General features: G+C 41.5%; 20 protein-coding genes and 1 pseudogene. 14 read left to right on the top strand and 7 right to left on the bottom strand.

Annotated features, from left to right (window positions below; genetic code table 11):
- Positions 1-90: 90 nt before the first annotated feature.
- On the bottom strand, positions 91-1,647 hold the full coding sequence (locus AC012T_RS03070) for an NAD(P)H-quinone oxidoreductase subunit N (RefSeq protein WP_487062981.1): 1,557 nt from the start codon (positions 1,645-1,647) through the stop codon (positions 91-93).
- Between the two features lie 290 nt (positions 1,648-1,937).
- Here AC012T_RS03070 and AC012T_RS03065 point away from each other — a divergent pair.
- Both AC012T_RS03065 and AC012T_RS03060 read left to right on the top strand, forming a co-directional pair.
- Positions 1,938-2,353: pseudogene (locus tag AC012T_RS03065) on the top strand (XisH family protein).
- Complete coding sequence (locus tag AC012T_RS03060) at positions 2,341-2,670, top strand: element excision factor XisI family protein (protein ID WP_487062979.1); 330 nt, start codon at positions 2,341-2,343, stop codon at positions 2,668-2,670. Before AC012T_RS03065 ends, AC012T_RS03060 begins: the two are co-directional and overlap by 13 nt.
- 19 nt (positions 2,671-2,689) lie before the next feature.
- On the opposite strand, the gene AC012T_RS03055 is transcribed toward AC012T_RS03060, so the two are convergent.
- From AC012T_RS03055 to AC012T_RS03045, 3 genes are all read right to left on the bottom strand, one after another.
- Positions 2,690-3,034: a hypothetical protein gene (locus AC012T_RS03055; protein WP_487062977.1), complete on the bottom strand. Its 345-nt coding sequence runs from the start codon at positions 3,032-3,034 to the stop codon at positions 2,690-2,692.
- A 65-nt stretch (positions 3,035-3,099) separates the two neighbouring features.
- Positions 3,100-4,155: a ParA family protein gene (locus tag AC012T_RS03050; protein WP_487062975.1), complete on the bottom strand. Its 1,056-nt coding sequence runs from the start codon at positions 4,153-4,155 to the stop codon at positions 3,100-3,102.
- Positions 4,156-4,408: 253 nt separating this feature from the next.
- Positions 4,409-4,984 carry a Uma2 family endonuclease gene (locus tag AC012T_RS03045; protein WP_487062973.1) on the bottom strand — a complete coding sequence of 192 codons (576 nt, stop codon included), beginning with the start codon at positions 4,982-4,984 and terminating at the stop codon, positions 4,409-4,411.
- Between the two features lie 522 nt (positions 4,985-5,506).
- Between AC012T_RS03045 and topA the strand changes: the two genes are divergently transcribed.
- The 7 genes from topA (at position 5,507) to AC012T_RS03010 (ending at position 14,834) form a co-directional block, all read left to right on the top strand.
- Complete coding sequence (gene topA / locus AC012T_RS03040; protein WP_487062971.1) at positions 5,507-8,143, top strand: type I DNA topoisomerase; 2,637 nt, start codon at positions 5,507-5,509, stop codon at positions 8,141-8,143.
- Positions 8,144-8,437: 294 nt separating this feature from the next.
- Positions 8,438-8,575 (top strand): hypothetical protein, encoded by a 138-nt coding sequence (locus AC012T_RS03035; RefSeq protein ID WP_015216771.1) that lies wholly within the window; start codon positions 8,438-8,440, stop codon positions 8,573-8,575.
- 25 nt (positions 8,576-8,600) lie between these two features.
- Positions 8,601-9,053 carry a type II 3-dehydroquinate dehydratase gene (gene aroQ / locus AC012T_RS03030; protein ID WP_487062969.1) on the top strand — a complete coding sequence of 151 codons (453 nt, stop codon included), beginning with the start codon at positions 8,601-8,603 and terminating at the stop codon, positions 9,051-9,053.
- Between the two features lie 81 nt (positions 9,054-9,134).
- A complete protein-coding gene (locus AC012T_RS03025) occupies positions 9,135-10,061 on the top strand; it encodes an ADP-ribosylglycohydrolase family protein (RefSeq protein WP_487062967.1) in 927 nt (308 codons plus the stop codon).
- Between the two features lie 375 nt (positions 10,062-10,436).
- The gene (locus AC012T_RS03020) at positions 10,437-13,085 is read left to right on the top strand and encodes an HD family phosphohydrolase (RefSeq protein ID WP_487062965.1); all 2,649 of its coding nucleotides are present in this window, start codon (positions 10,437-10,439) and stop codon (positions 13,083-13,085) included.
- Between the two features lie 315 nt (positions 13,086-13,400).
- Entirely contained in the window at positions 13,401-13,694 is a 294-nt protein-coding gene (locus AC012T_RS03015; RefSeq protein ID WP_487062963.1) for a hypothetical protein, read from the top strand.
- Positions 13,695-13,754: 60 nt separating this feature from the next.
- Entirely contained in the window at positions 13,755-14,834 is a 1,080-nt protein-coding gene (locus AC012T_RS03010; protein ID WP_487062961.1) for a WD40 repeat domain-containing protein, read from the top strand.
- A 75-nt stretch (positions 14,835-14,909) separates the two neighbouring features.
- On the opposite strand, the gene AC012T_RS03005 is transcribed toward AC012T_RS03010, so the two are convergent.
- The 3 genes from AC012T_RS03005 to AC012T_RS02995 all read right to left on the bottom strand — a co-directional run bounded on the left by AC012T_RS03005 (position 14,910) and on the right by AC012T_RS02995 (position 18,431).
- Entirely contained in the window at positions 14,910-15,533 is a 624-nt protein-coding gene (locus tag AC012T_RS03005; protein WP_487062959.1) for a cytochrome c oxidase subunit 3, read from the bottom strand.
- A 144-nt stretch (positions 15,534-15,677) separates the two neighbouring features.
- A complete protein-coding gene (ctaD, locus tag AC012T_RS03000; protein ID WP_487062957.1) occupies positions 15,678-17,372 on the bottom strand; it encodes a cytochrome c oxidase subunit I in 1,695 nt (564 codons plus the stop codon).
- 51 nt (positions 17,373-17,423) lie between these two features.
- Positions 17,424-18,431, bottom strand: coding sequence for a cytochrome c oxidase subunit II (locus AC012T_RS02995; RefSeq protein ID WP_487062955.1), 1,008 nt, complete (start codon positions 18,429-18,431; stop codon positions 17,424-17,426).
- 414 nt (positions 18,432-18,845) lie between these two features.
- Between AC012T_RS02995 and AC012T_RS02990 the strand changes: the two genes are divergently transcribed.
- From AC012T_RS02990 to aroF, 5 genes are all read left to right on the top strand, one after another.
- Positions 18,846-19,769: a COX15/CtaA family protein gene (locus AC012T_RS02990; RefSeq protein WP_487062953.1), complete on the top strand. Its 924-nt coding sequence runs from the start codon at positions 18,846-18,848 to the stop codon at positions 19,767-19,769.
- Positions 19,770-19,918: 149 nt separating this feature from the next.
- Positions 19,919-20,863 carry a heme o synthase gene (locus AC012T_RS02985; protein ID WP_487062951.1) on the top strand — a complete coding sequence of 315 codons (945 nt, stop codon included), beginning with the start codon at positions 19,919-19,921 and terminating at the stop codon, positions 20,861-20,863.
- 313 nt (positions 20,864-21,176) lie between these two features.
- Positions 21,177-21,446: a 30S ribosomal protein S15 gene (rpsO, locus tag AC012T_RS02980; protein WP_438888245.1), complete on the top strand. Its 270-nt coding sequence runs from the start codon at positions 21,177-21,179 to the stop codon at positions 21,444-21,446.
- A gap of 12 nt (positions 21,447-21,458) precedes the next feature.
- Positions 21,459-21,929: a PAM68 family protein gene (locus AC012T_RS02975; RefSeq protein WP_438888244.1), complete on the top strand. Its 471-nt coding sequence runs from the start codon at positions 21,459-21,461 to the stop codon at positions 21,927-21,929.
- A gap of 273 nt (positions 21,930-22,202) precedes the next feature.
- Complete coding sequence (gene aroF / locus AC012T_RS02970) at positions 22,203-23,261, top strand: 3-deoxy-7-phosphoheptulonate synthase (protein WP_487062949.1); 1,059 nt, start codon at positions 22,203-22,205, stop codon at positions 23,259-23,261.
- Positions 23,262-23,392: the final 131 nt, after the last annotated feature.

Here is a 23,392-nt window from a genome sequence, read left to right as displayed (position 1 = left end):
AAAAAGGTGATAGGTGACGGGTGACAGGAAGATAAAGGAGTTTAATCAATTTTACCTATTACCCATTACCTATTACCCGATTACCACGAATTATTCTACTTGGTCAGTAATAATTACACTTGCTTGAGTACTCACTATTTTTGCTGCTTGCAATATGGGAGTATTCGCAACTGAATTATTGACTAAGGTAAACAGTGGATTTGACAAAACACCGGCGATGGTAGTAGCGATTAAAGTTACTATCAAACCTACCTGTAAAGGTCTGAAACCTGGTAAATCCCAATTAATTGCGGGATAATTTTTCACCACGTCAGACATTTCTTGGGGTTCTTTGACTACCATCATCTTAACTACACGGATGTAGTAGTAGATGGAAACGACGCTTGTAATTAAGCCTAGTAGGACTAACCAGTAAAGACCTGCTTGCCAACCAGCCCAGAATAGGTAAATCTTCCCGAAAAACCCAGCTAGTGGGGGAATACCACCTAAGGAGAGAAGAGAGATACTTAATCCTAGAGTGAGAAGTGGGTCTTTTTGATATAACCCTGAATATTCGGCTATTTGGTCGGTTCCCGTCCGTAGGGAGAAGAGAACTATGCAGGTAAAGCCGCACAGGTTCATGAACAGATAAACCAGTAGATAAAATATCATGCTGGAATAACCTGCATCAGTACCAGAAATTAAGCCAATCATCACAAAACCAGCTTGGGCAATGGATGAATAAGCTAACATCCGTTTCATGCTGGTTTGGGCTAGGGCAACAACGTTACCCAACACCATACTGAGGACTGCAAGGGCTGTGAAAACAAATCTCCACTCATCAGCGACGAGGGGGAAAACTACCGTTAATAACCGGATAGCAAGGGCAAATCCTGCTGCTTTGGAACCGACGGATAAAAAGGCAATAACTGGGGTGGGTGCGCCTTCATAAACGTCTGGTGTCCACTGGTGGAAGGGGGCAGCGGAGATTTTGAAACCAATGCCGGCAATCACGAAGACGAGGGCAATGATAAAACCAAGAGATTGACTGACGTTGGCTGCGGCGATACCATTAGCGATCGCACTCAGTTCTGTTTGTCCACCGGATAAACCATACAGCAGCGATACACCGTATAAAAATACTGCTGTGCTGGAAGCTCCAATTAACAGGTATTTCAGCGCCGCTTCATTGGAACGAGAGTCACGCTTGGTATAGCCTGTCAACAAATAAGAGGAAATACTCAGGGTTTCTAGGGAGATGAAAATCATTACCAACTCACTAGCAGCTGATAAAAACATTCCTCCCAAAGTCGCAGTCATCAAAATGGCGATGAATTCGGCTAAAGCTGTGCCACTCTGCTCAATGTAACGAATTGACATCAATATGGTGACAATGGCAGACAGCGCAATAATGCCCCGAAAGACAATACTCAGGTCGTCAGCATTAAAGCTACCAGTAAAGCCGATGGGGTTGGTAGAGTCCCATTGTAAGCATAGGGCGACAATTGCAGCGAGTAAACCTGCGATCGCTAGATATCCTATCCAGCGCGAAGATGTCCGCCCCAAAATCAAATCAACAATCAAAACCCCTAAGAGGGTGATAATTACAATCCCCTCTGGCAAAATCGTTCCAGCATTTAACTGGGATGCAATATTAGCAAAATCCATGAGATGTATAGGTTTTGGCGATTAGATATTCAGGCTAACTCTGTTCATTCTATCTATAGTTCTGAACTAAAATTGCATTGATCTTTCTATCTTCAATAGTTGATAATTTATATACAGCATATTGCCAGTCTGTGAGGTATTAAATTTTATCACAAAGCCATGCCATAATATGGTTTTACTCTTGACGGGCGTAAATTTTGCCATATCCGATTTTCTATATCCGTAAATCTCACCCCACAATAGACATATCCAGCCCATTACTATAAGTAGTGATCAACTAAATTTGATTTATGCCAGCTAAAGATTTGTTTCATAATACAGTTAAAACAGCACTAGAAAAAGATGGATGGAAAATCACTGATGAGCATCTATTTATTCAAGTTGAAGATGTTGATTTTTATATAGATTTAACAGCATAAAAAATGTTAGCTGCTGAAAAAACTGGTAAAAAATAGCAGTAGAGATAAAATCTTTTTTAGGCGCTTCAGACGTTACTGAATTTCACTTAGCTCTTGGTCAATGTCTCAACTACCGTTCAGCATTGAGGTTAACAGAACCTGCTCGAATTTTGTATTTAGCTGTTCCTGTAGATGTTTACGATGAGTTTTTTAGTCTGAGATTTGTTCAAAGAATAATTGGCGAATATCAACTAAAATTATTAGTTTTCAACCCAGATCAAGAGGAGATTGTGACATGGAGAGACTGAATTATAAAGAAATAGTCCAAAAAATTCTTGAAAATCACGTAAACAATCGCTCAAATAGTCAGACAGAAGTAAAACTGATATTTGATACTGAGCGCGATCACTATCAACTTCTTAATATTGGTTGGCAAGAGCTAACGCGAATATTTGGTTGTATCATTTACATAGAAATTAAAGATGGTAAAATTTGGATTGAACGCGATGGAACGGAAATCGGAGTGGCTAATGAATTAGTAGAAGCTGGCGTTCCTAAACAAGATATAGTTTTGGGTTTTAAAGCCCCATATAAACGGAAATTTACTGAATTTGCTGCTAATTGAAGCAAAGCAAAACCCCTTTCTAGAGAATAAACACTTTTTTCAAAGTCTTGATTTTAGTTGTATTAATACCACATTCAAGTTTAGAAATAGGATTTAGGCTTTTCCATTTACCTTTACTGGCACTAAAAATAATGTCTGCTGCTAGTTCTATATCAATTTTGTCAAAACCATCTAGTCTGTTTTGAGATAAATATTCTAAACGATTAAAAATATCATCTCTTGTAGCACTTTTAATACTAATTATCTCTGGAAGATGTGAAGGGTGTGAAATTGATATTTGTGGAGATAAAAAGAAAACTTTAGACAGAGCATCTAATTTTTTACCCTTAGTGATACCACATTTTAAAGCAGCTATCGGGTTCAAGTCAGACCAACTTTCTCTATTTGCTGATGCAATTTTGTTAGTAGATATTACAGGGTCTACACCTTTTAATGCACTACTGGGATAAAATCTTTAATTACTTTAGCTGCATTCTCTAGAGATGCTAAATTGTTGTGCTTGGTAGGTATGAGAACAGCATCACAGGCATACAAACTACTTTGACTAAAAAACATCCAATTTGTAGGACAATCAATGAATATATAATCGTATTCGTTTCTGAAAACATTAACAGCATCTCTTAATCTAGCAGAACCCTTGTCAATTTTTGCAACCAAGTCTTGCTCTGTAAATAATCCCATTTTTGGATCTGCTGGTATAACATCAAATTTTACTGTCTCTCCAGATTTGAATTTGACTCCAAAATGCTTAATGGTGTTGCGAATATCTAAGGTTCTATCAGCCAGACAATCATATAAACTTAATTTTCCTAATTGTAATCCAAGAGAATTAGTTAAATCTCCTTGTTGTGGATCAAAGTCAATTACAAGGACTTTTTTCCCCATTCGGGTGAGAGTTGCTGCTAAATTAACAGTTGTTGTGGTTTTACCAACACCACCCTTATTGTTGTAAACACAAACAGTCAATGCTTTCGGTGGATTATCAATCAAATTTTTGATGTGAGCAACAATATTATGAATATTATCTTTTTTAATTAAAATACTACGAGTGGCAGGTACAACAACTTTCCCATGTCGTCTAAATAGCTGGATATGAACTGAATTAGTAATGATACCCCATTGAGATTTTTGACAATTATGAGCAAGTAAATATCTTTTGATTTGCTCTCTAGAACTAACGTATTGAGGAGTTCCTTCCGATAAATTAATCTTTGCACCTGCACCTGTTGCGCGAGCCTTGACTTCAATGAGTAAATAGGGATTAGTTTTGGAAGATGAGAAATTATCACCATTTGTATTTTTGCGAACTGCAAAATCTACTTTGCAAGTATTATTTTTTTCTGTAAGAAATTGTGGAACCTGCTCTTGTTGATTAAATCCCAGTGCTGTTATCAGAGGTTCTACAAATCTCTGACTGATCAGAGCCTCATTACTTTCATCTGGTAAAATGTTCTCTAAAATTTGATTCCAGTCTATAGTTACCATTACTTAATTACCAAACAAGAATTTGTATTAAAACCTCGGCTTTATTAATTTAAGCAGATATGTTACTGCAAATGAGACAGTATTTTCACTGAGTTATTTTAGCTTTATTCTAATTTCTCATGAAGTTGCAGAGACTAAAAATTTTTCGCGTCAATTTTGATAAAATCTCACTTTTTTCTATTATTCGTTTTGTAAATATCCTGAATTCTAAGATTTTCTGAAGTTTTTTTTTAATAAATCGGGGATATTTAAACTAACGAATTAAACCAGCACGCTGAAAAATAGTCTGGGGAGTAATTTCTAATTCTGGTAAAATTTCATAACTGATGACTTGATTTTCTCGAAAAGTCACAGGCAGAGAAGATGCTGTAAAGACAGTGATAGTTTGAGATATTGTATCCACTATCCAAACCAGAAAAATCCCAGATTGAAGATAATAAGTAGCTTTTTCAATCATGTCTCCAAAAGTTTGACCAGGAGAAATAATTTCAATTACTAATTCTGGTATCACAGGACAAGCTTCATCTTTAAGCCAGTCAGCAGGAAGGCGGTTATAGGAAACATAGGTTAAATCAGGTACGGGTAGCCAATTTTCTTGATTCCTTGTTAATTTAATCCCCCATTCCACGACAACACGACCTTTTCCTTCCGCCCATGTGGATAGTAGTATAAATAATGCTCCTGTGGTTGAGCCATGAAAAAATTTAGGAGACATTTGATCATTTTTATATTTAGGTACAGATTCACCATTAACGAACTCATAGGCAAGATCACTTTCTGGAAGTGCAAGAAATTCTTCGAGAGTGAGTTTGGTTTTTAGTTGAGTCATAAAGGTAATAGGGAACAGGGAACAGGAAATAGGGAACAGAAAAATAACTTGTGTAATTAATTCCGTCCAACTACTTACCCAATATCATTTTGACATACTCCCCCGGTTTCTAAGGACTTACGAGACACTCTGCGTAACTTGCTTCCTATCCAGTGATACACCACAGGTATCCCACTTTAGCTAATTACCCAATTAGAATTTATAATTGCTCAGAAGCCCCAACCCTCAAGCAAAAAAAGCATCACACCAGTTACACTTCAGAGATATTTTGAAACCCGTAGTCGCCAATTACGCGTTAGATAAGTTAAAGATGGAAATAGCTGACAACCTAACGATTTGGCATTACCTTCCCCAGCCTTCTGGGACTGACTGTGCCTAAAGTTGAAAGAATTTTCCCCCTTTTGGGCAGTTTGTGTAAGGATTAAATCACTGCTTAGGCGTGATATTTCATCTTGACATTTCGCCGAAATTATCTCAACTTGACTGTTTAGCTTCGCAGCTATTCTTTTTTTTGAAATTTCCATGTCAACTCTCGTCATTGTCGAATCTCCAACCAAAGCTCGTACCATTCGCAACTACCTGCCAAAAGACTATCGGGTAGAAGCTTCAATGGGTCATGTGCGTGACCTACCGCAGTCGGCCAGTGAAATCCCCGCCGCTGTCAAAGGGGAAAAATGGGCGCAGCTTGGGGTGAATATAGAAGCCGACTTTGAACCGGTGTATGTCGTTCCCAAGGATAAAAAGAAAATTGTCACTCAGCTTAAAGATGCCCTGAAAGGCGTTGATGAACTGATCTTGGCAACTGACGAAGACCGGGAAGGTGAAAGCATTAGTTGGCATTTATACCAATTGCTGAAGCCAAAAGTTCCAACCAAGCGCATGGTCTTCCACGAAATTACTCAAGAAGCCATTAAAAAGGCTTTGAAAAATTGTCGCACCATTGATGAGCAGTTGGTTCGCGCCCAAGAAACCCGAAGAATTTTAGATCGCTTGGTAGGATACACCTTATCTCCTCTGCTATGGAAAAAAATCGCCTGGGGGCTATCTGCTGGGCGAGTTCAGTCTGTAGCCGTGTGTCTATTGGTGACAAAGGAACGTCAACGCCGTGCTTTCCATGAAGGTACATACTGGGATTTAAAAGCCAGTTTGCTCCAGGAAAAAACTCCTTTTAGCGCTCAGTTAGTGACACTAGGAGGCACGAAAGTTGCCACAGGTAGCGATTTTGATGCGGCAACTGGACAAATCACCGCAGGACGCAATGTGGTGTTGCTCAATGAAGAACAAGCAGTAGACCTCAAGGAACGACTGACAGGAAAAACTTGGAATGTTAACGACATTGAAGAACGTCCAGTCATCCGTAAACCTGCGCCACCGTTTACTACTTCGACACTGCAACAAGAATCTAACCGCAAACTGCGCCTTTCGGCACGAGACACAATGCGGGTGGCTCAAAATTTGTACGAGCAAGGGTATATTACCTATATGCGTACAGATTCGGTACATTTGTCAGATCAAGCGATCGCAGCTGCCCGCAGTTGTGTAGAGCAAAAATACGGCAAACAATACCTCAGCCCCCAACCCCGTCAATACACCACCAAATCCAAAGGCGCACAAGAAGCCCACGAAGCCATTCGCCCCGCAGGTAGTAATTTCCGTACTCCCCAAGAAACAGCTTTAGGCGGCAGAGAACTGGCGGTATATGACTTGATTTGGAAGCGTACCGTCGCCTGTCAAATGGCTGATTCTCGCCAAACGCAAATTACTGTTCAACTGCAAGTAGAAGATGCTGGTTTTCGCTCTTCTGGGAAGCGCATAGATTTTCCTGGCTACCTCCGCGCCTACGTTGAAGGTTCCGATGATCCTGAAGCCGCATTAGAAGACCAAGAGGTGATTTTACCACCGCTAAAAGTCGGGGATCATCCCACTTGTAATGGGCTAGAAGCCGTGGGACATGAAACCCAACCTCCAGCTAGATACACCGAAGCAAGTCTAGTGAAAACCTTAGAAAGTGAAGGCATTGGTCGTCCTAGTACCTATGCCAGCATCATTGGCACTATCATTGACAAAGGTTATGCCCAGTTGGTGAGTAATGCTTTGATTCCCACCTTCACCGCTTTTGCTGTTACTGACTTATTAGAGAAACACTTTCCCGACATTGTTGATCCCAGTTTTACCTCCAAAATGGAGCAAACCCTAGATGACATCTCCACAGGAGAAGCTAAATGGCTACCCTACTTGCAAAAATTTTATCTAGGCGACCAAGGTTTAGAAACTCTGGTGAGGGAACAAGAAAGTAAAATTGATGCCACTACAGCTAGAACCGTAATATTAGAAAATTTAGATGCTAAAGTCCGCATTGGTAAATATGGGCCTTACATCGAAGTGGAAAATGGTGATGGTGTTGTTACAGCATCCATTCCCAAAGACCTCACACCCGCAGACCTCGACCCCAAACAGGTGGAAGTTCTACTGCGACAAAAAACCACCGGTCCTGACCAATTAGGACGGCATCCCGAAACAGGTGAACCAATTTATGTAAAAATTGGCACTTATGGGCCTTATGTGCAGTTGGGAGATAAAACAGACGAAAACCCCAAACCTAAACAAGCTTCCCTACCTAAAGGCGTAACCCATGAAAATGTCACCCTAGACATGGCCGTTGGCCTTTTGGCACTCCCCCGGACATTGGGAGTTCACCCAGCCACTGGAGGGAAAATTCAAGCTAGTTTGGGACGTTTTGGCCCTTACGTTGTTCATGACCAGGGGAAAGAAGGAAAAGACTACCGTTCTTTGAAAGCTGCTGATAATGTATTGACAATTCCTTTGGAACGTGCATTGGAGTTATTGTCTGAACCGAAAAAGGGACGTGCAGCCAGCAATAGCAAATCTAAGGCAGCTTTACGGGAATTAGGAACACATCCAGAAGATGATGCTCCTATCAATATCTACGATGGACCCTATGGCCCTTATATTAAGCATGGTAAAACTAATGTGAGTATTCCCGAAGGTCAAACCGTAGAGAATGTAACGCTATCTACAGCATTGGAATTGTTGGCAGCTAAAGCTTCTACCAAATCCACAAGTAAAACTAGAAAATCAACAACTTCTAAAGCTAAGTCGTCAACCAGTAGGACGAAAAAGAAAGACGCAGCTAGTTAGGGCTTGGGAACTGGGGACTGGGGAAGATGAAGAAGTATTTATGAAGTATTTATAGTCTGCCACCCATTACCCATTACCAATCACCAATTACCCAATTACCCATTACCAATCACCCATCACTAATGTGATAATCTAAGAAGTAAGGGATAACACAAAATAAAATTTCAGCAGCAGCTTTAGCTCTAAATCTCAGAACGTGTTAACCCTGCTAGAAGCCAGAGGTGCAATAATACGCCAGTTTCTGCGACTAAAGTTAATTAAAATTGAGGTAGTATCTCAGGAGCGTTCAGTTCAATGGATTATATAGAAAAGGTGCTGGAAAAGCTTAAAGAATTAGCGCGGAAGCTAATGGGAGCCTTGTTGGGGCCAGAGGCTGAACCGGAACCGGAACTAATTCCGATTCCTGTGAACGAACGTCGCCGAAGTCGCTAATTACCTGAAGTGATTGGAGTTAACGTTGCCAACTTTAAGCATTTTGATACTGCACGGGCCAAACCTCAATTTACTAGGACAGCGGGAACCGGGAATTTACGGTTCTCTGACCCTAGTAGAAATTAATAGACTGTTGGAAGCAGAAGGACTAAAGCTACAGGCAAAAGTTACTGCTGTGCAGTCAAATCATGAAGGAGTCTTGGTGGATACTATTCACCAGGCGTTAGGACTACATCAAGGGATTGTAATTAATGCTGGGGCGTATACCCATACTAGTGTAGCTTTGCGGGATGCGATCGCAGCCGTGAATTTACCAACTGTAGAAGTGCATCTTAGCAACATTTATCGTCGTGAAGATTTTCGTCATCATTCTTATATAGCTCCAGTGGTAATTGGTCAAATCAGTGGCTTTGGTGTCCAAAGTTATTTGTTGGGCTTACAAGCATTGATACATCATCTGAGAAAGGAAAAAGTCTAGAAGTTTGTTGTAGATTTTGGTTTTTGGAATCTAAACATTTGCAATACAATCCAAAATCTAAAATCTAAAATCCAAAATTGTATGCGTTATTCTCTCGTAAGTCGGGTTAGAGGTATTTTTATAGGCGCATTCCTGGGAGAAAATTTAGCTATAGAGAATGCTGGTGATTTAGGTAAAATGGCTATTTTGGGTAGCCAAAGTTTAATTGCACTAGGTAGATTAGATGTAGATGATTGGTTAAAGCGTCAGCAACAAGCATCTCTTGCTTGGGAAAAAACTGATTATGCTTGGGTAAAAATAATTTTAGCCACCTTACCAGTGGCAATTTTTTTCCACGAAGATACTATTAAACTTAAACACAATTTACTGCAAGTATTACAAATTTGGCATACTGAGCCGATGGTAACAGATGCAGCCCTAGCTATAGGATATGCGATCGCTCAATCTCTCACAGAAAAACTCGACCCCTTGACCCTCATTCCCCAAACGATTACTTTTCTGGGAGAACCAACCACACCGTTAACAGAAAAATTATTAAAAATTAATACTTTATTAGCTCAAAGAGCAGAATTAGAACAGGCGCGAACCGAACTAAGTAGACAAGAACCACTAAGTAGCAATATCGCCTTTGCCTTTTATTGCTTTCTGAGTACCTTAGAAGATTGGCAACTAACGGTTTTGCGAACTACAGTTAATTCTGGGAAACAAGATCCTTGGTGTATGGACTCACATCCTAGAAGTGCTATTGCTGGAGCCTTATCAGGAGCATATAACAGTACAACAAGCATTCCTGTTAATTGGCAACTTTTAGCCATGAATTCACCCGGCTGGGGACTAAGCAGCTTTTCTCAAATGTTGGAATTAGCCGATGCACTTGTAGCCGTTTGGTCAGGTGTGTATAATATTACCCTGGATACAAACAAGTCCAAAAAAGAAGGATGTGGCATAAATCGGGGATTGACTCCACTATCTATCTTTGCTGCACCCCGCGTTATTCGCCCGCGATGAAACATAAATTTCTCACCCAAGCATCTAATTAATTTCTAATTTATCTTGACTTATCTGGTTTTGGATAAGTTTTTTTAGAGCAGATCAGCTGCTACAATTCACACAAACCAATGCGTAAGAAAAACCGCTGCCTGATATGTAGTTGTTTTGATTATCTGCTAAAAAACTCTGTCCGATAGAATCAATTTATGTATATATAGGCTAATAATTCATGGAGCAGTAGTCTGGCGATTTGGGATTTACTATTTTTCCGTCCTGAAGAACGGGGCTTGTACCAAATTTTTTTAATCTAAAATCTAAAATTTAAAATCTAAAATTCCCGGTCATGATTGTCTTGTTTTGGGCTATCAAAGTAAGGAACTACACCCAGAGGTAATGAAAACGCAGGAAATTTTGCGGTCTTTGACCCAGCAAATCAAGCAGTGGCGGCGACAGTGCAAAGTGTTATACCGTAAAGCGAAGTGGCTGGGTTTAGCGAGTAGTCCCAGCAGTCAGAGTCATAACAAAAAATTTTTCAGGAATATCCTCAAAAATTTACTTGTGTTTTTGTTACCAGCCAGTGAGGAAGGTGGACACCGACAAGGAAGAAAAGCTCCTCATTCAACGCCCAAATCTTTCAAAACGAATCATGGCATTTATGCTGTTGTTTTCAGTTGGTTATATAAAAAGCGTTCTGCGGTGATTTTAGTGATTGCCGTGATATCTCTCACAGGTGTCATGGGGCATGAATTATATAACCAGCCTCAGATGAAAGTTGGTTCTTTTGCACCACAGACAATTATTGCCCCTAATACTGCAAGTATCGAAGATCGCAAACAAACAGAAGACGAGCGCAAAGCAGTGAGAACGAGTTCTCAGCCTGTATTGATGATTAATGCCCAAAAAAATGAGCAAATTAACGAACATTTGCGACAACTGCTCGATGATGCTAATGAACTTCGTGCTGTTGCTGGGCCTTTTCCTTTTTTTGATGTATCGGTTTTGTCTATTCCTACCCAACGCTATCTCCGTTCTTGTCTGGAGTCAGAATGGCAACAGCTAAAAGTAACTTTAGAAAATAATCAGAAACAAAATTATAAATTGTTGATTCCTAAGTCGAGGCCAACTGATAGACAACAATTTTCTAGACCTTTGCGTAGTCCGCTGTTGTCGTTATCTATACCCTTAATTAAGGAGGGACAGACGGATATTTCTCAAGCATTAGCAGAATTAGACGCTTATCGCCTCACTACTTCAGAAAAAAATCTATCTTTACTAATTGCCCAAATAGGTCAAATTAGATTGGGATATGCCAAAGCTACTGAGAAACTTATAAACATGGAGGCAGAACGATCGCAAAGAGTATATTCAGAAACTTTCCTTTTGCAACTGTCAGATGAGGACTGGGCAAAAACACAAATGGGAGTACACCAAAGTGCAGAACGGATGCTGACTCAAGGTATAGCACCTGGACTGCCGCGCAGTATTCTACAGGATGCAGTGAGCCTACAAGTACAAATCTCTGTCCCTGGTGAAGCTGAATCATTGGCAAGTAAAGTTTTGTTGGCTGTACTCCGGTCGAATCTCATGCAAGATGAAGAACAAACGAGACAAAAGGCTCAATTAGAAGCGGATAAAGTGCCATCGGTAATGCAAAAAGTGCGGCAAGGAGAAGTCATCGTTAAGAAGGGGGAACGAATTTCAGAATGGAAATTTGATGTGCTTGAGCATTATCACTTGATTCGTAGAGAGGTGAATTGGCTGGCTTTGACTCTTTTAGGAGGCTTAGTTAGTACAGCCCTTGGTGTTTTTGTTTGGATAGAACGGCAGATTGGTAATCACCTGCGAGAACGCGATCGCTTTTTGATATTATTACTCACTCTCAGTATCCCTAGTGTTTTAGCAATGGGTGTGCCATATACTACATGGAGTGCTATTGGTTTATTGTTGGGTAGCTTTTATGGTCCGACTTTGGGAGTGACACTTGTCGGACTACTATCACTGTTACTACCAGTGAGTATGGAGATCAGTAAGATTGGGCTGCTGGCTGGTGCTGCGGGGGGTATCTTGGGCAGTTATGTCGCCCAAAGATTTAAATCTCGTGAGGAATTGGCGTTATTAGGTATTGTTCTTGGCTTGACTCAAGGCAGTATTTACCTGGGTTTGAATATACTTGTTGGTGCGGCGTTTGGTTCTGCTTGGTATATTGTCCTACAGGAAGCACTGTTATTTGCTATATCGGGTTTGGCGTGGAGTATTATCGCTTTAGGTTTAAGTCCTTATTTGGAAAAACTGTTTGATTTAACTACCCCGATTCGTTTGGCAGAACTGGCTAACCCTAACCGTCCGTTATTAAAACGACTAGCTACTGAAACACCGGGAACTTTTCAACATACCTTGTTTGTGGCAACTCTGGCTGAAGCGGCGGCCAAAAAACTCCGCTGCAATGTGGAGTTAGTTAGGGCTGGAACATTATACCATGATATTGGTAAAATGCATGACCCTTTAGGATTTATTGAAAATCAAATGGGAGGGCCAAATAAACACGAGACGGAAATTAAAGATCCTTGGCAAAGTGCAGCAATTATCAAAAAGCACGTAACTGAAGGTTTGGTAATGGCTAAAAAACATAGTTTACCCACAGCAATTCAAGCTTTTATTCCCGAACATCAGGGTTCAATGGCGATCGCTTATTTTTATCACCAAGCCCAGCAAATGGCTAAGGAAGACCCCAGTATTATCGTTAATAAAGCGGATTTTTGTTACGATGGACCAATTCCCCAATCTAGAGAAACAGGAATTGTCATGTTAGCTGATTCCTGTGAGGCTGCATTGCGAAGTCTTAAAGATGCTACTCCAGAACAAGCATTAAATATGCTGAATAATATTATCCGCGCCAAATGGCAAGATGAGCAATTAGTAGACTCTGGATTAACAAGGGAAGAAATGTCAAAAATTTCTCAAATATTTGTAGATGTGTGGCAGCAATTTCATCATAAACGTATTGCTTATCCAAAATTAAAAGCTGGCAGTGAAAAACTATAGCACTTCCAAAATAATATGTGAAAACGAATCAAGGCTGAAATCCTTGGAAAATAAATACTTGTATCTTTGTTGACAGGAGGCGTGTTATGTAAGTTTCGGTTCAAGATTTAATCAAGTTTCTTAGCTGCTGTCTGATTGGCAGGAAATTACTAAACATAATAGGGAATTACTACCCTACCTCTCCAACCCTAAAAAATTATAATATTATATGCCTTGATAGCCTTAGATCAGAAATATCTATCGCCTGTGAGGTATTCTAGGTTAGATTCTAGGTTAAATTTATACAAAAAGTTAACGGGAACTAAATAAGCTGTGATGAACGCTGTATTACCTCGTTTTTTGAAGTCAGCATATCGGAAGGAACCTATCATTAGTGCATTAGTCACAATGGGTGTAGTAGATGCACTGATTGGTGGTTTGGATGATAGCTGGTCATTGTTCGCTTTTGGTTTGGGGACAACAGGAATAGCTCTGGCCTTTAAGTTATGGCGGATGCAACAGCGTCCCCCTTTACCAGAGGAGCCTGTAGTACAACATTATTTACCGCCCAACTCCTCAAGTCCACCTTTACCCATCATGACCGTCTCTAAGAAAAAACCACGCCAGTAGGTAGTGGTGAGTAACGAGTATTGATTTAATTCAATAAGTGTCAACAGGTGAGGAGGAACTGTGAGAAGTGAAGGAAGAAGGGGAAGTAATACGGTTATTCGCTCTTATATGAGCGTGGTATTAATGACATCTGTAGCTTTGTCAATTCCTATGATTCCAGAGCTTTACAGTCATCCTGCTCATGCGGCTGATGAATTAAAGACAAACTCTCCAGATAGTAAAACTTTTGCTAATCCCCAACTACTTCACACCTTAATCGGGCATACAGGAGCTATTAAATCTCTAGCTTTCAGCCCAAATGCTAAACTTTTGGTAACAGGTGGGGCAGAAAATGAGGGTATAATTCGCTTCTGGAATCCTCAAAAAGGCAAAAATTCGGGTACGATTAACAGAGCGCATCAAGGATCTGTAGACTCTATCTTGATTACTCCAAATGGTGAAACTCTGATTAGTTGTGGTAGTGACTACAGAATTAACCTTTGGAATCTCAAAAGTCTGGAGTTTAGCCGTTCTTTCGTTGGACACACAAGTCCAATATTGTCTTTAGCGGTTTCTGCTGATAGCAAAGTTCTTGCCAGTGGTGGTTTAGATGGGATTCGGTTGTGGGATTTAAAACGACAAATGCCACTAGCTACCCTGGTACACTTAGATAATATAATTTATACCCTAGCTCTTAGTCCTAATGGGCAAACCTTAGCTAGTGGTGATAGTAAAGGTGTAGTTAAGCTATGGGATTTGCGTACTAACAAATTAATCCGAGCATTTGTCGCACATTCTCAAATAGTAACTGGGTTAGCTTTTACACCCAATGGTGAAACTTTAGTTAGTGCCAGTCGGGATACAAGCATTAAAGTTTGGAATGTTAACGGTGGTGAACGAATCTATACTCTTACCGGACATAATAATTGGGTGAACGCTGTTGCTATTCATCCTGATGGTAAAACCCTAGCCAGTGGTGGCAAAGATGGGATTAAGCTGTGGGATTTAACTACGGGTGAGTTAAAAAATAGTCTTGATAGTCAGAGTAAGTCGGTGAATGCGTTGGTGCAGCCCATTGAAGATATTGCTTTTAGTAGTGATGGGCAATTTCTGTCCAGTGGTGGATTTGATGGGAAAATTAATATTTGGCGGAGTCGTTGAAAAACCTATAAAAAAACCCCCTGGGTGGGGGACTGTAAGTTATTCAAGTGGAGTGAACAACTAAGTAATTAATACTTAAAGTAGATACAGTAATCCGAACAGAATGATCCAAATTACATCTACGAAGTGCCAGTACAGTTCAGCGGCTTCAATGCCGAAGTGTTTTTGGTTGCTGTAGTGGCCGGGAGTGCGCGATCGCCACAAAACTGCTAAAATCGCCAATACTCCAATAGTTACGTGCAAACCGTGGAAACCAGTTAAGACGTAAAACGCACTAGCGAATAAATTGGTAGTTAAACCAAATTCCAGATGGGTGTATTCATAAATCTGACCTACCAAGAAAATCGCACCCATAGCGGCAGTAATTGCCAACCAGATACGCATTCCCTTTTCATCATTCTTTTTGATGGCAGTATCACCATTGTGCATGACAAAACTGCTGGTAATCAAAATAATGGTATTCACACCAGGTAGTAAAAGTTCTAACTTTGGTGTACCTGCGGGAGGCCATACAGGCAAGATAGAACGGAAAGCTAAATAAGCACCGAACATTCCCAGAAAAATCATTCCTTCCGCAATCAGAAACACAACCAACCCAAATAAACGATGGTCTGGATGTGCTTCATGATGACCATCTGTTTCTGCTGCGTGGTGATGATTCTGTTCAATTTTCGCTGGGTCAATTATTTGACTTTGCATGAATTTTTAAATTGGTAATGGGTAATTGGTAATTGGGGATTGGTAATGGGTAATTGGTAATGGGTAATTGGTAATGGGTAATGTCAACTCTTGGCTTTTGTCTATTCCCTTCTTACTGTCACCTGTCACCTGTTACCTGTCACCTCATTTACCAGACTCAATGGTTGGATATGGTTCGTCAGGTTGAATGCTTAACACTGCACTGACATCAACTTTTTTATCACCTACACCATAGTCATAAGGGCCAGTAGTCAATACGGGCAGTTTTTCAAAATTTTCTATTGCTGGTGGTGAAGTAGTTATCCACTCTAGGGTCAGTGCTTGCCAGGGGTTGTTACCAGCTTTAGGCCCATATAACCAACTCCAAATGGCATTGATGATAAAGGGTAATGTGGAAACGGCAAGAATATAAGACCCGTAAGTACAGATTTCATTCAATGATGTGAATTTGGGGTCATATTGGGCAATGCGGCGATTCATACCCATCATGCCTAGCTTGTGCATGGGTAAGAAGGTCATGTTTAGACCAACAATGGTTAAAGCAAAGTGAACCTTACCCCAAAATTCATTGATCATTCTTCCCGTCATTTTCGGGAACCAGTGGTAGATAGCGGCAAAGATACCTAAAACGCTACCACCAAAGAGAACGTAGTGCAGGTGTGCCACGACAAAATAAGTATCGTGAACGTGAATATCAAAAGGCACGGCTGCCAACATTACGCCACTGATACCGCCAATTACAAAAGTTCCCAAGAAACCCATTGCAAATAACATGGGACTATTGAGACGGATTTTGCCACCCCAAATGGTTGCTAACCAACCAAAAATTTTAATGCCTGTGGGTACAGCGATGATCATTGTGGTGATCATAAAAAACATCCGTAACCAGCCAGGGATACCGCTGGTAAACATATGATGCGCCCAGACAATTAGACCCAAAAAGCTGATAGCTAAAGATGAAAAAGCGATCGCTTTATATCCAAAAATTGGTTTGCGGGCATGAACCGGCAGAATTTCCGAAATTGCCCCAAAAAATGGCAAAATCATGATGTAAACCGCAGGGTGGGAGTAAAACCAGAACATATGCTGGTACACCACCGGATCACCACCACCAGTCGGATTAAAAAATGTTGTCCCTGCCAATAAGTCAAAGGAAAGGAGAATTAACGCCCCCGCTAAAACAGGTGTCGATATCAATACCAGTGCTGAAGTTGCGAACATTGACCAACAAAACAAAGGTAGTTGATAGATACCCATGCTAGGAACACGCATTTTCAGCAGGGTAACGATAAAGTTGATTGCCCCCAAAATCGAAGACGTACCCAACAACAACACACTCATAATCCAAATAGCTTCACCCACCTGACCTGTAACGAGGCTAAGAGGAGGGTAGGAAGTCCAACCAGCATCCGGGGCATCGCCTACTACTAAACTCGCAATGAGCAATATACCCGCCGGCGGAATCATCCAAAAAGCCACAGCATTCAAGCGGGGAAAAGCCATATCCCTAGCCCCAATCATCAAGGGAATGAGATAGTTAGCAAAACCTGCCCCTGCTGGCACAATCCACAGAAAAATCATGATGGTGGCGTGGAGTGTAAACAGGCTGTTATAGACTTCTGGAGTGACAAAATCTACATCTGGAGTGCGTAATTCTGTCCGCACCAAGTCAGCCATCACGCCGCCAATGCAGTAAAAAATAAACGAGGTGACTAAGTATTGAATACCAATCACCTTATGATCGGTACTAAAGCCAAAGAAGTCGCGCCAATGTCTTTCCCCTTCTTCTTCAATATGAGCAGGGATATTAGCAGTTTCTTGTAACTGTGCTTGTGTCATAGTCAATTAGTCATTAGTTATTAGTCATTAGTTATTAGCCGTTACCTGCGACTATCTAACCATTGACGAATGGTGAACTTGATGAAGCATTTCTGAATGAATTCCCATGTCCTTAGTGTAGGGGGCGAGAAATTCATCTGCGGATAAATCGGTCGAGTTAACGGCAACGGCTTGATTTAGGGTTTCTTTACTAGCGACTAGCTGTTCTTGCATCCAAGTGTCATAAGCCGCTTGGGACTCTACCACTACTTGGGTTTTCATAGCTCCGTGGTAAGGGCCACAAAGTTCAGCACAAATTAAGGTATACTCACCCACCTTATTGGGTGTGAAGCGAATCTCACTTTGTCTACCGGGGATCACATCTTGTTTGAGGCGAAATTCTGGAACCCAAAAGGCATGGATGACATCACTAGCTGTCATGTTCATTTCCACTTGTTGACCAACAGGTACATGAAGTTCACCACTTGTCACGCCTGTATCTGGATAAGTGAAAATCCAAGCATACTGGAGTGCAGAGACGTTAACGACTAATTGTGGTGGTTGTCCTGCTTCTTGTTGGGGAGTAACAGTATCTACTTGGGCGATCAGGTTTGGTTCGGTGCTAGGAAGTGTATCGCCTAAAGTTGCAGCGATCGCTGTTCCTGGCATTGACATTGATTCTTGCATCATCGGTGTTTCCGGGGCAGCATGGACTGCATGAGGATCAAAGCCACCGATTTCGTTGTAGACATCAAAGCTATAAACAGAAATACCAAGGACGATAATCGCTGGGATCGCTGTCCAGAGTATTTCTAGAGGTACATTACCCTCAATTGCTGGCCCATCTTCATTGTCACCAGCACGGCGGCGGTATTTAAATGCAGCATAAATTAAAATACCTTCAACAAGTAGAAATATACCTGTAGAGACGATCATCATCGTGTTGAATAGGCCATCTACTAAGACGGCTTCATCAGATGCGGCTGTGGGTAACAGACCGTGATTTTGACCGTACCAAAGGCTGGCTAAGGTTAGCACAATGCCAATGAGTAATGTCCAGATCGAACTTGGAATTTTCACGGCTTACTTAACTGAATTTACTACGTTATTTCAAAGTCACTCACTTACTAAGGTAGTGCAGACTATAGAATATAGGGTCTCAATGTCTGAAATTTTTATTAATTTTTTTAATAAGTTGAGTAATCTTGAGTAAAAGGGATTTATGTGCTATTGCTAACAAAAAATGACAACTATATAGAAGAATTTTTGGAAAATTTTAGGAAATTCTTAAGAATTGCCATTAATTAATTATTCATATCTTAAAAAATACCTAAATCTTACAGATAAAAGTCCCTGAAGTGATTCAAAGTATAAGTAAAAGCGGAAGCCAATCTATAAATCTTAGCTCATACGTTAGGGTGTAGATAGGTCTGGATTGACTCAAATAGATAATTTATAAGAATATCTACCTCAAGCGGGCGGAAGGTATCGTTGATGAACGAATTTGTCCTACAACAACAAAATGAAGCGGCTGCCCAACACAATAGCCCCAAGGAAGTAATTCGTCGCTTGGTGTGGAAGATTTGCATAGCCACCTTGATTTTGATGGCCATAGGCAGTGCCACCCGCGTGATGAATGCTGGACTTGCTTGCCCCGATTGGCCTCTGTGCTATGGGGAATTGGTGCCAGCCAAACAAATGAATCTCCAGGTGTTTTTGGAGTGGTTTCACAGATTAGATGCAGCTTTGATTGGTTTTAGCGCGATCGCTCTTTCGGGTTTATCCTGGTGGCATCGTCGTGTTTTACCCAACTGGCTACCTTGGGCTTCTACATTCGCCCTGTTTTTAATTGTCTTTCAAGGCGTTTTGGGGGGACTTACCGTTACTGAATTGCTGCGGTTTGATATTGTTACCGCCCATTTGGGAACGGCACTATTGTTTTTCACTACTCTCTTAGTCATCGGTACAGCACTTAGCCCATATCAAGGGACTGGAACGGTTGGTAAGCTGCCTTGGGTGGGTTTAACTGCCTCTATTTTCGTTTACTTGCAAAGTTTACTAGGGGCTGTTGTCGGTTCTCGCTGGGCTGTACACCAATGTTTTGGTGATTCTCAACTTTGTGGAGTGATGTACAGCCATATTGTGGGATTGCTGCCGCCAACGGTGGCTATTTTGGCAATAGTTTTTATCTCTTGGCGAACGCCAGCGTTACATCCAGCTTTGCGCCGACTGGCAAATATGGCTGGTAGTCTGTTGATTTTACAACTGCTGTTGGGAGTTGCGACTTTCCGACTACATCTACAAGTTGAACCTCTGACCGTGACTCACCAAGCTGTAGGTGCTACTTTGCTGGGTACTTTGGTGGTGTTCACAGTTTTATCACTCCGCGACAGAACACTTAGTAGCCCAAGTTGCTAGTAATGGGTAATTGGTAATGGGTAATTGGTAATTGGTAATTGGTAATTGGTAATTGGTAAAATTTGTCTCTATTCCCTGTCACCTGTCACCTCTCACCTGTCACCTCTGTTACCTGGTAATTGATAACTGAGAAAGGAAGTAGAGCCAACATGATTGAGACTAATGTCTCTCGCCACCACGATACATTTTTACAAGTGATTCAAAGTTACTACCAGCTAACTAAGCCCCGGATTATTCCGTTGCTGTTAATTACTACTGCTGGGAGTATGTGGATTGCTGCTCAGGGACAAGTAGACCCTTTGCTATTGCTAGTAACACTAATTGGTGGTACTTTGGCTGCTGCTAGCGCTCAAACGATTAACTGTATCTATGACCGAGATATAGATTACGACATGGAACGGACGCGCCATCGTCCTATGCCTTCTGGTAGGGTTCAGCCCCGTGATGCTTTAATTTTTGCGATCGCTCTGGCTGTTGGTTCTTTTACCATCCTCACAGTATTTGCAAATTTACTAGCAGCACTCTTAGCTTTTTCTGGCATTATTTTTTACATCTTGGTCTATACCCACTGGCTGAAACGTCACAGCACTCAAAATATCGTCATTGGTGGTGCTGCGGGAGCAATCCCAGCCTTAGTAGGTTGGGCGGCTGTGACGGATACTTTAAGCTGGGCAGCCTGGCTAATTTTTGCGATCGTCTTTTTATGGACTCCGCCTCATTTTTGGGCTTTGGCTTTGATGATTCGTGATGATTATGCCAAGGTGGGCATACCTATGTTACCAGTGGTAGCAGGTGATGAAGCTACGGTACGACAAATTTGGTATTACACGGTGATTACCGTAACTGCCACCGTACTACTGTTTTATCCTTTACACGCCAGTGGTGTTGTCTATGCCTTTGTGGCTTTGACACTAGGGGGGATATTTGTTCACAAAGCTTGGCGCTTGCTACAAAATCCCGAAGATCGGACTACAGCTAGAGAGTTGTTTCTTTATTCCATCTCCTACATGATGCTGTTGTGTCTGGCGATGGTGGTTGATAGTTTACCGATTACTCACAGTTTGGTAAGTGCTGTGCTTAATCTGTTTAGTTAGTAGGAAGTTGCGATGGGCTACGCCCCGCAGGATGCGATCGCATGAAGTTAACTGCCGAAAGCGATCGCTTTTCTTTGTTCTGATGATGCGATTCCTATTTTTAACGCAGAGGAACGCGGAGGGTCGCTGAGGTTTATTTATAATTTTTGCATGGGGTTGTAGAGGAAATATAATAGCGATCGCTTTGAGAAGAGCAAATTACTCAAAAGCCAGCATCTCAGTAGTCACAAAGCTAATTCACCACACAGATTGAAGGCTGTGATATTATGGGAGACTGCTGCATACATTTGAAAAAATCACAATTTAATCGCTCATGGCTCTGACGCAACAGCGCAAACAAGAACTCATTTCTGGCTACCAAGTCCACGAAACCGACACCGGTTCGGCCGATGTCCAAATCGCTATGTTAACTGATCGCATTAACCGCCTCAGTCAACATCTCCAAGCTAATAAGAAAGACCATTCCTCCCGCCGAGGATTATTGAAGATGATTGGACAACGTAAGCGTCTTCTCAGCTATATCCAAAAGGACAGTCGGGAAAAGTATCAAGCTCTAATTGCTCGTCTCGGTATTCGTGGTTAGGAATTGCTGCTTATGCCTGCTGAAGAATCAGAACGTAGTCGCTTACCTTTTGAGCCAAACAAAAAACGCCCAAAACCAGTAAAGGCTAAAACTCAACCCGCCCCCAAGCCACAGGAGTCTGGTAAACAGACGCAAAAACAGCCACCCTTCACCAAGGAAGAAATGGCTATTCCTGAGGTTGTTAGCCAACGGATGATCCGCCGAGTGGCTGTGTTTTGTGGTGTACCCACAACTTTGGGTATTGTCAGTCTTGTTGCTAGTTATCTACTGGTCATATATGCCCACATCCAACTACCTCCCATCGCTGTGTTATTGGTGAATATGGGATTATTTGGTTTAGGGGTATTGGGGATAACCTATGGTGTTCTTTCTGCTTCTTGGGATGAAGAAAGACCTGGAAATTTAATAGGTTTAGGTGAGTTTAGTACCAACTGGGGAAGGATGATCGAGGTTTGGCGCGAAACTCGCAGCAAGAACGTCTGAGAATCGGCGCTCAGGTATCCAGATAACTGCAATATTGGGTAAATGGAAGAATGAATGTTGAAGTTGAAATTTTATCACTTCAACATCAATATTAAGAAAAATATATATTGTCTTGTTTATACCCAATATTCAGAAGAAAGTACCGAGCGCTACATTTTTTTAATATATTTGAATAATTTATTTTTTGGTATTCTCTAACTCCTGAATTCTTACTAAATCAAACTACATTACTGGATCGCTAAATAATTTATCCAAATAGATAGGAACTTTAACATGATTGTTGTTATGAAAGTTGGTTCCCCACAAGCCGAAATAGACCGTATTGAAGAAGAATTAACTAGCTGGGGATTAACACCAGAAAAAATCATTGGCAAACATAAAGTAGTAATAGCTCTAGTAGGCGAAACTGCTAACTTAGACCCCTTGCAAATTCAGGAACTGAGCCAATGGATTGAGCAAGTTTTACGAGTAGAAGTACCCTACAAGCGGGCTAGTCGGCAGTTCCGTCATGGGGAAGCTTCTGAGGTGGTGGTGAACACTCCCGATGGAAATGTGGTGTTTGGTGAACACCATCCTTTGGTCGTTGTGGCAGGGCCTTGCTCTGTAGAAAATGAAGAAATGATTGTGGAGACGGCTCGGCGTGTTAAGGCTGCTGGCGCTAAGTTTTTGCGTGGTGGGGCATACAAACCCCGGACTTCACCTTATGCTTTTCAAGGTCACGGCGAAAGTGCTTTGGAATTGTTAGCTAAGGCGCGGGAAGTCAGCGGACTCGGCATTATTACCGAAGTGATGGATACTGAAGACTTGGAGAAAATTGGGGAAGTTGCTGATGTCATCCAAGTGGGTGCGAGAAATATGCAGAATTTCTCCATGCTCAAAAAAGTTGGGGCGCAACCGAAACCAGTTCTTTTAAAAAGAGGCATGGCGGCGACAATTGAAGACTGGTTAATGGCAGCTGAGTATATTCTGGCTGCGGGTAATCCTAATGTGATTTTGTGTGAACGGGGAATTAGAACTTTTGACCGCCAGTATACCCGCAATACTCTAGATTTATCGGTTGTGCCTGTGTTGAGAAAGCTGACTCACCTACCAATTATGATTGATCCCAGTCATGGTACTGGTTGGTCTGAATTTGTTCCTTCTATGGCTATGGCTGCGATCGCAGCTGGTACTGATTCTCTCATGATTGAGGTACATCCCAACCCTGCCAAAGCCTTATCTGATGGGCCCCAATCTTTAACACCAGACAAGTTTGATAATTTGATGCAAGAGTTGGCAGTGATTACCAAAGTCATGGGACGCTGGCCGCAACCTGTAACTGTAGGAGTCTAGAACCCATAAGCAGGGAGCAAGGAGCAGAGGAGATGAGAGAGAATCTTTACTCCTGACTCCGAACTCCGAACTCCGAACTCCGTTCGCGTAGCGTCTCCGGAGGAGAAACTCCTAACTCCGAACTCCTGCTT

The sequence above is a fragment of the Anabaena sp. EIM26 genome (genome assembly GCF_057568715.1).
Note: the sequence above shows the minus strand (reverse complement) of the source record. Positions and strands in the feature narration are given on the sequence as shown.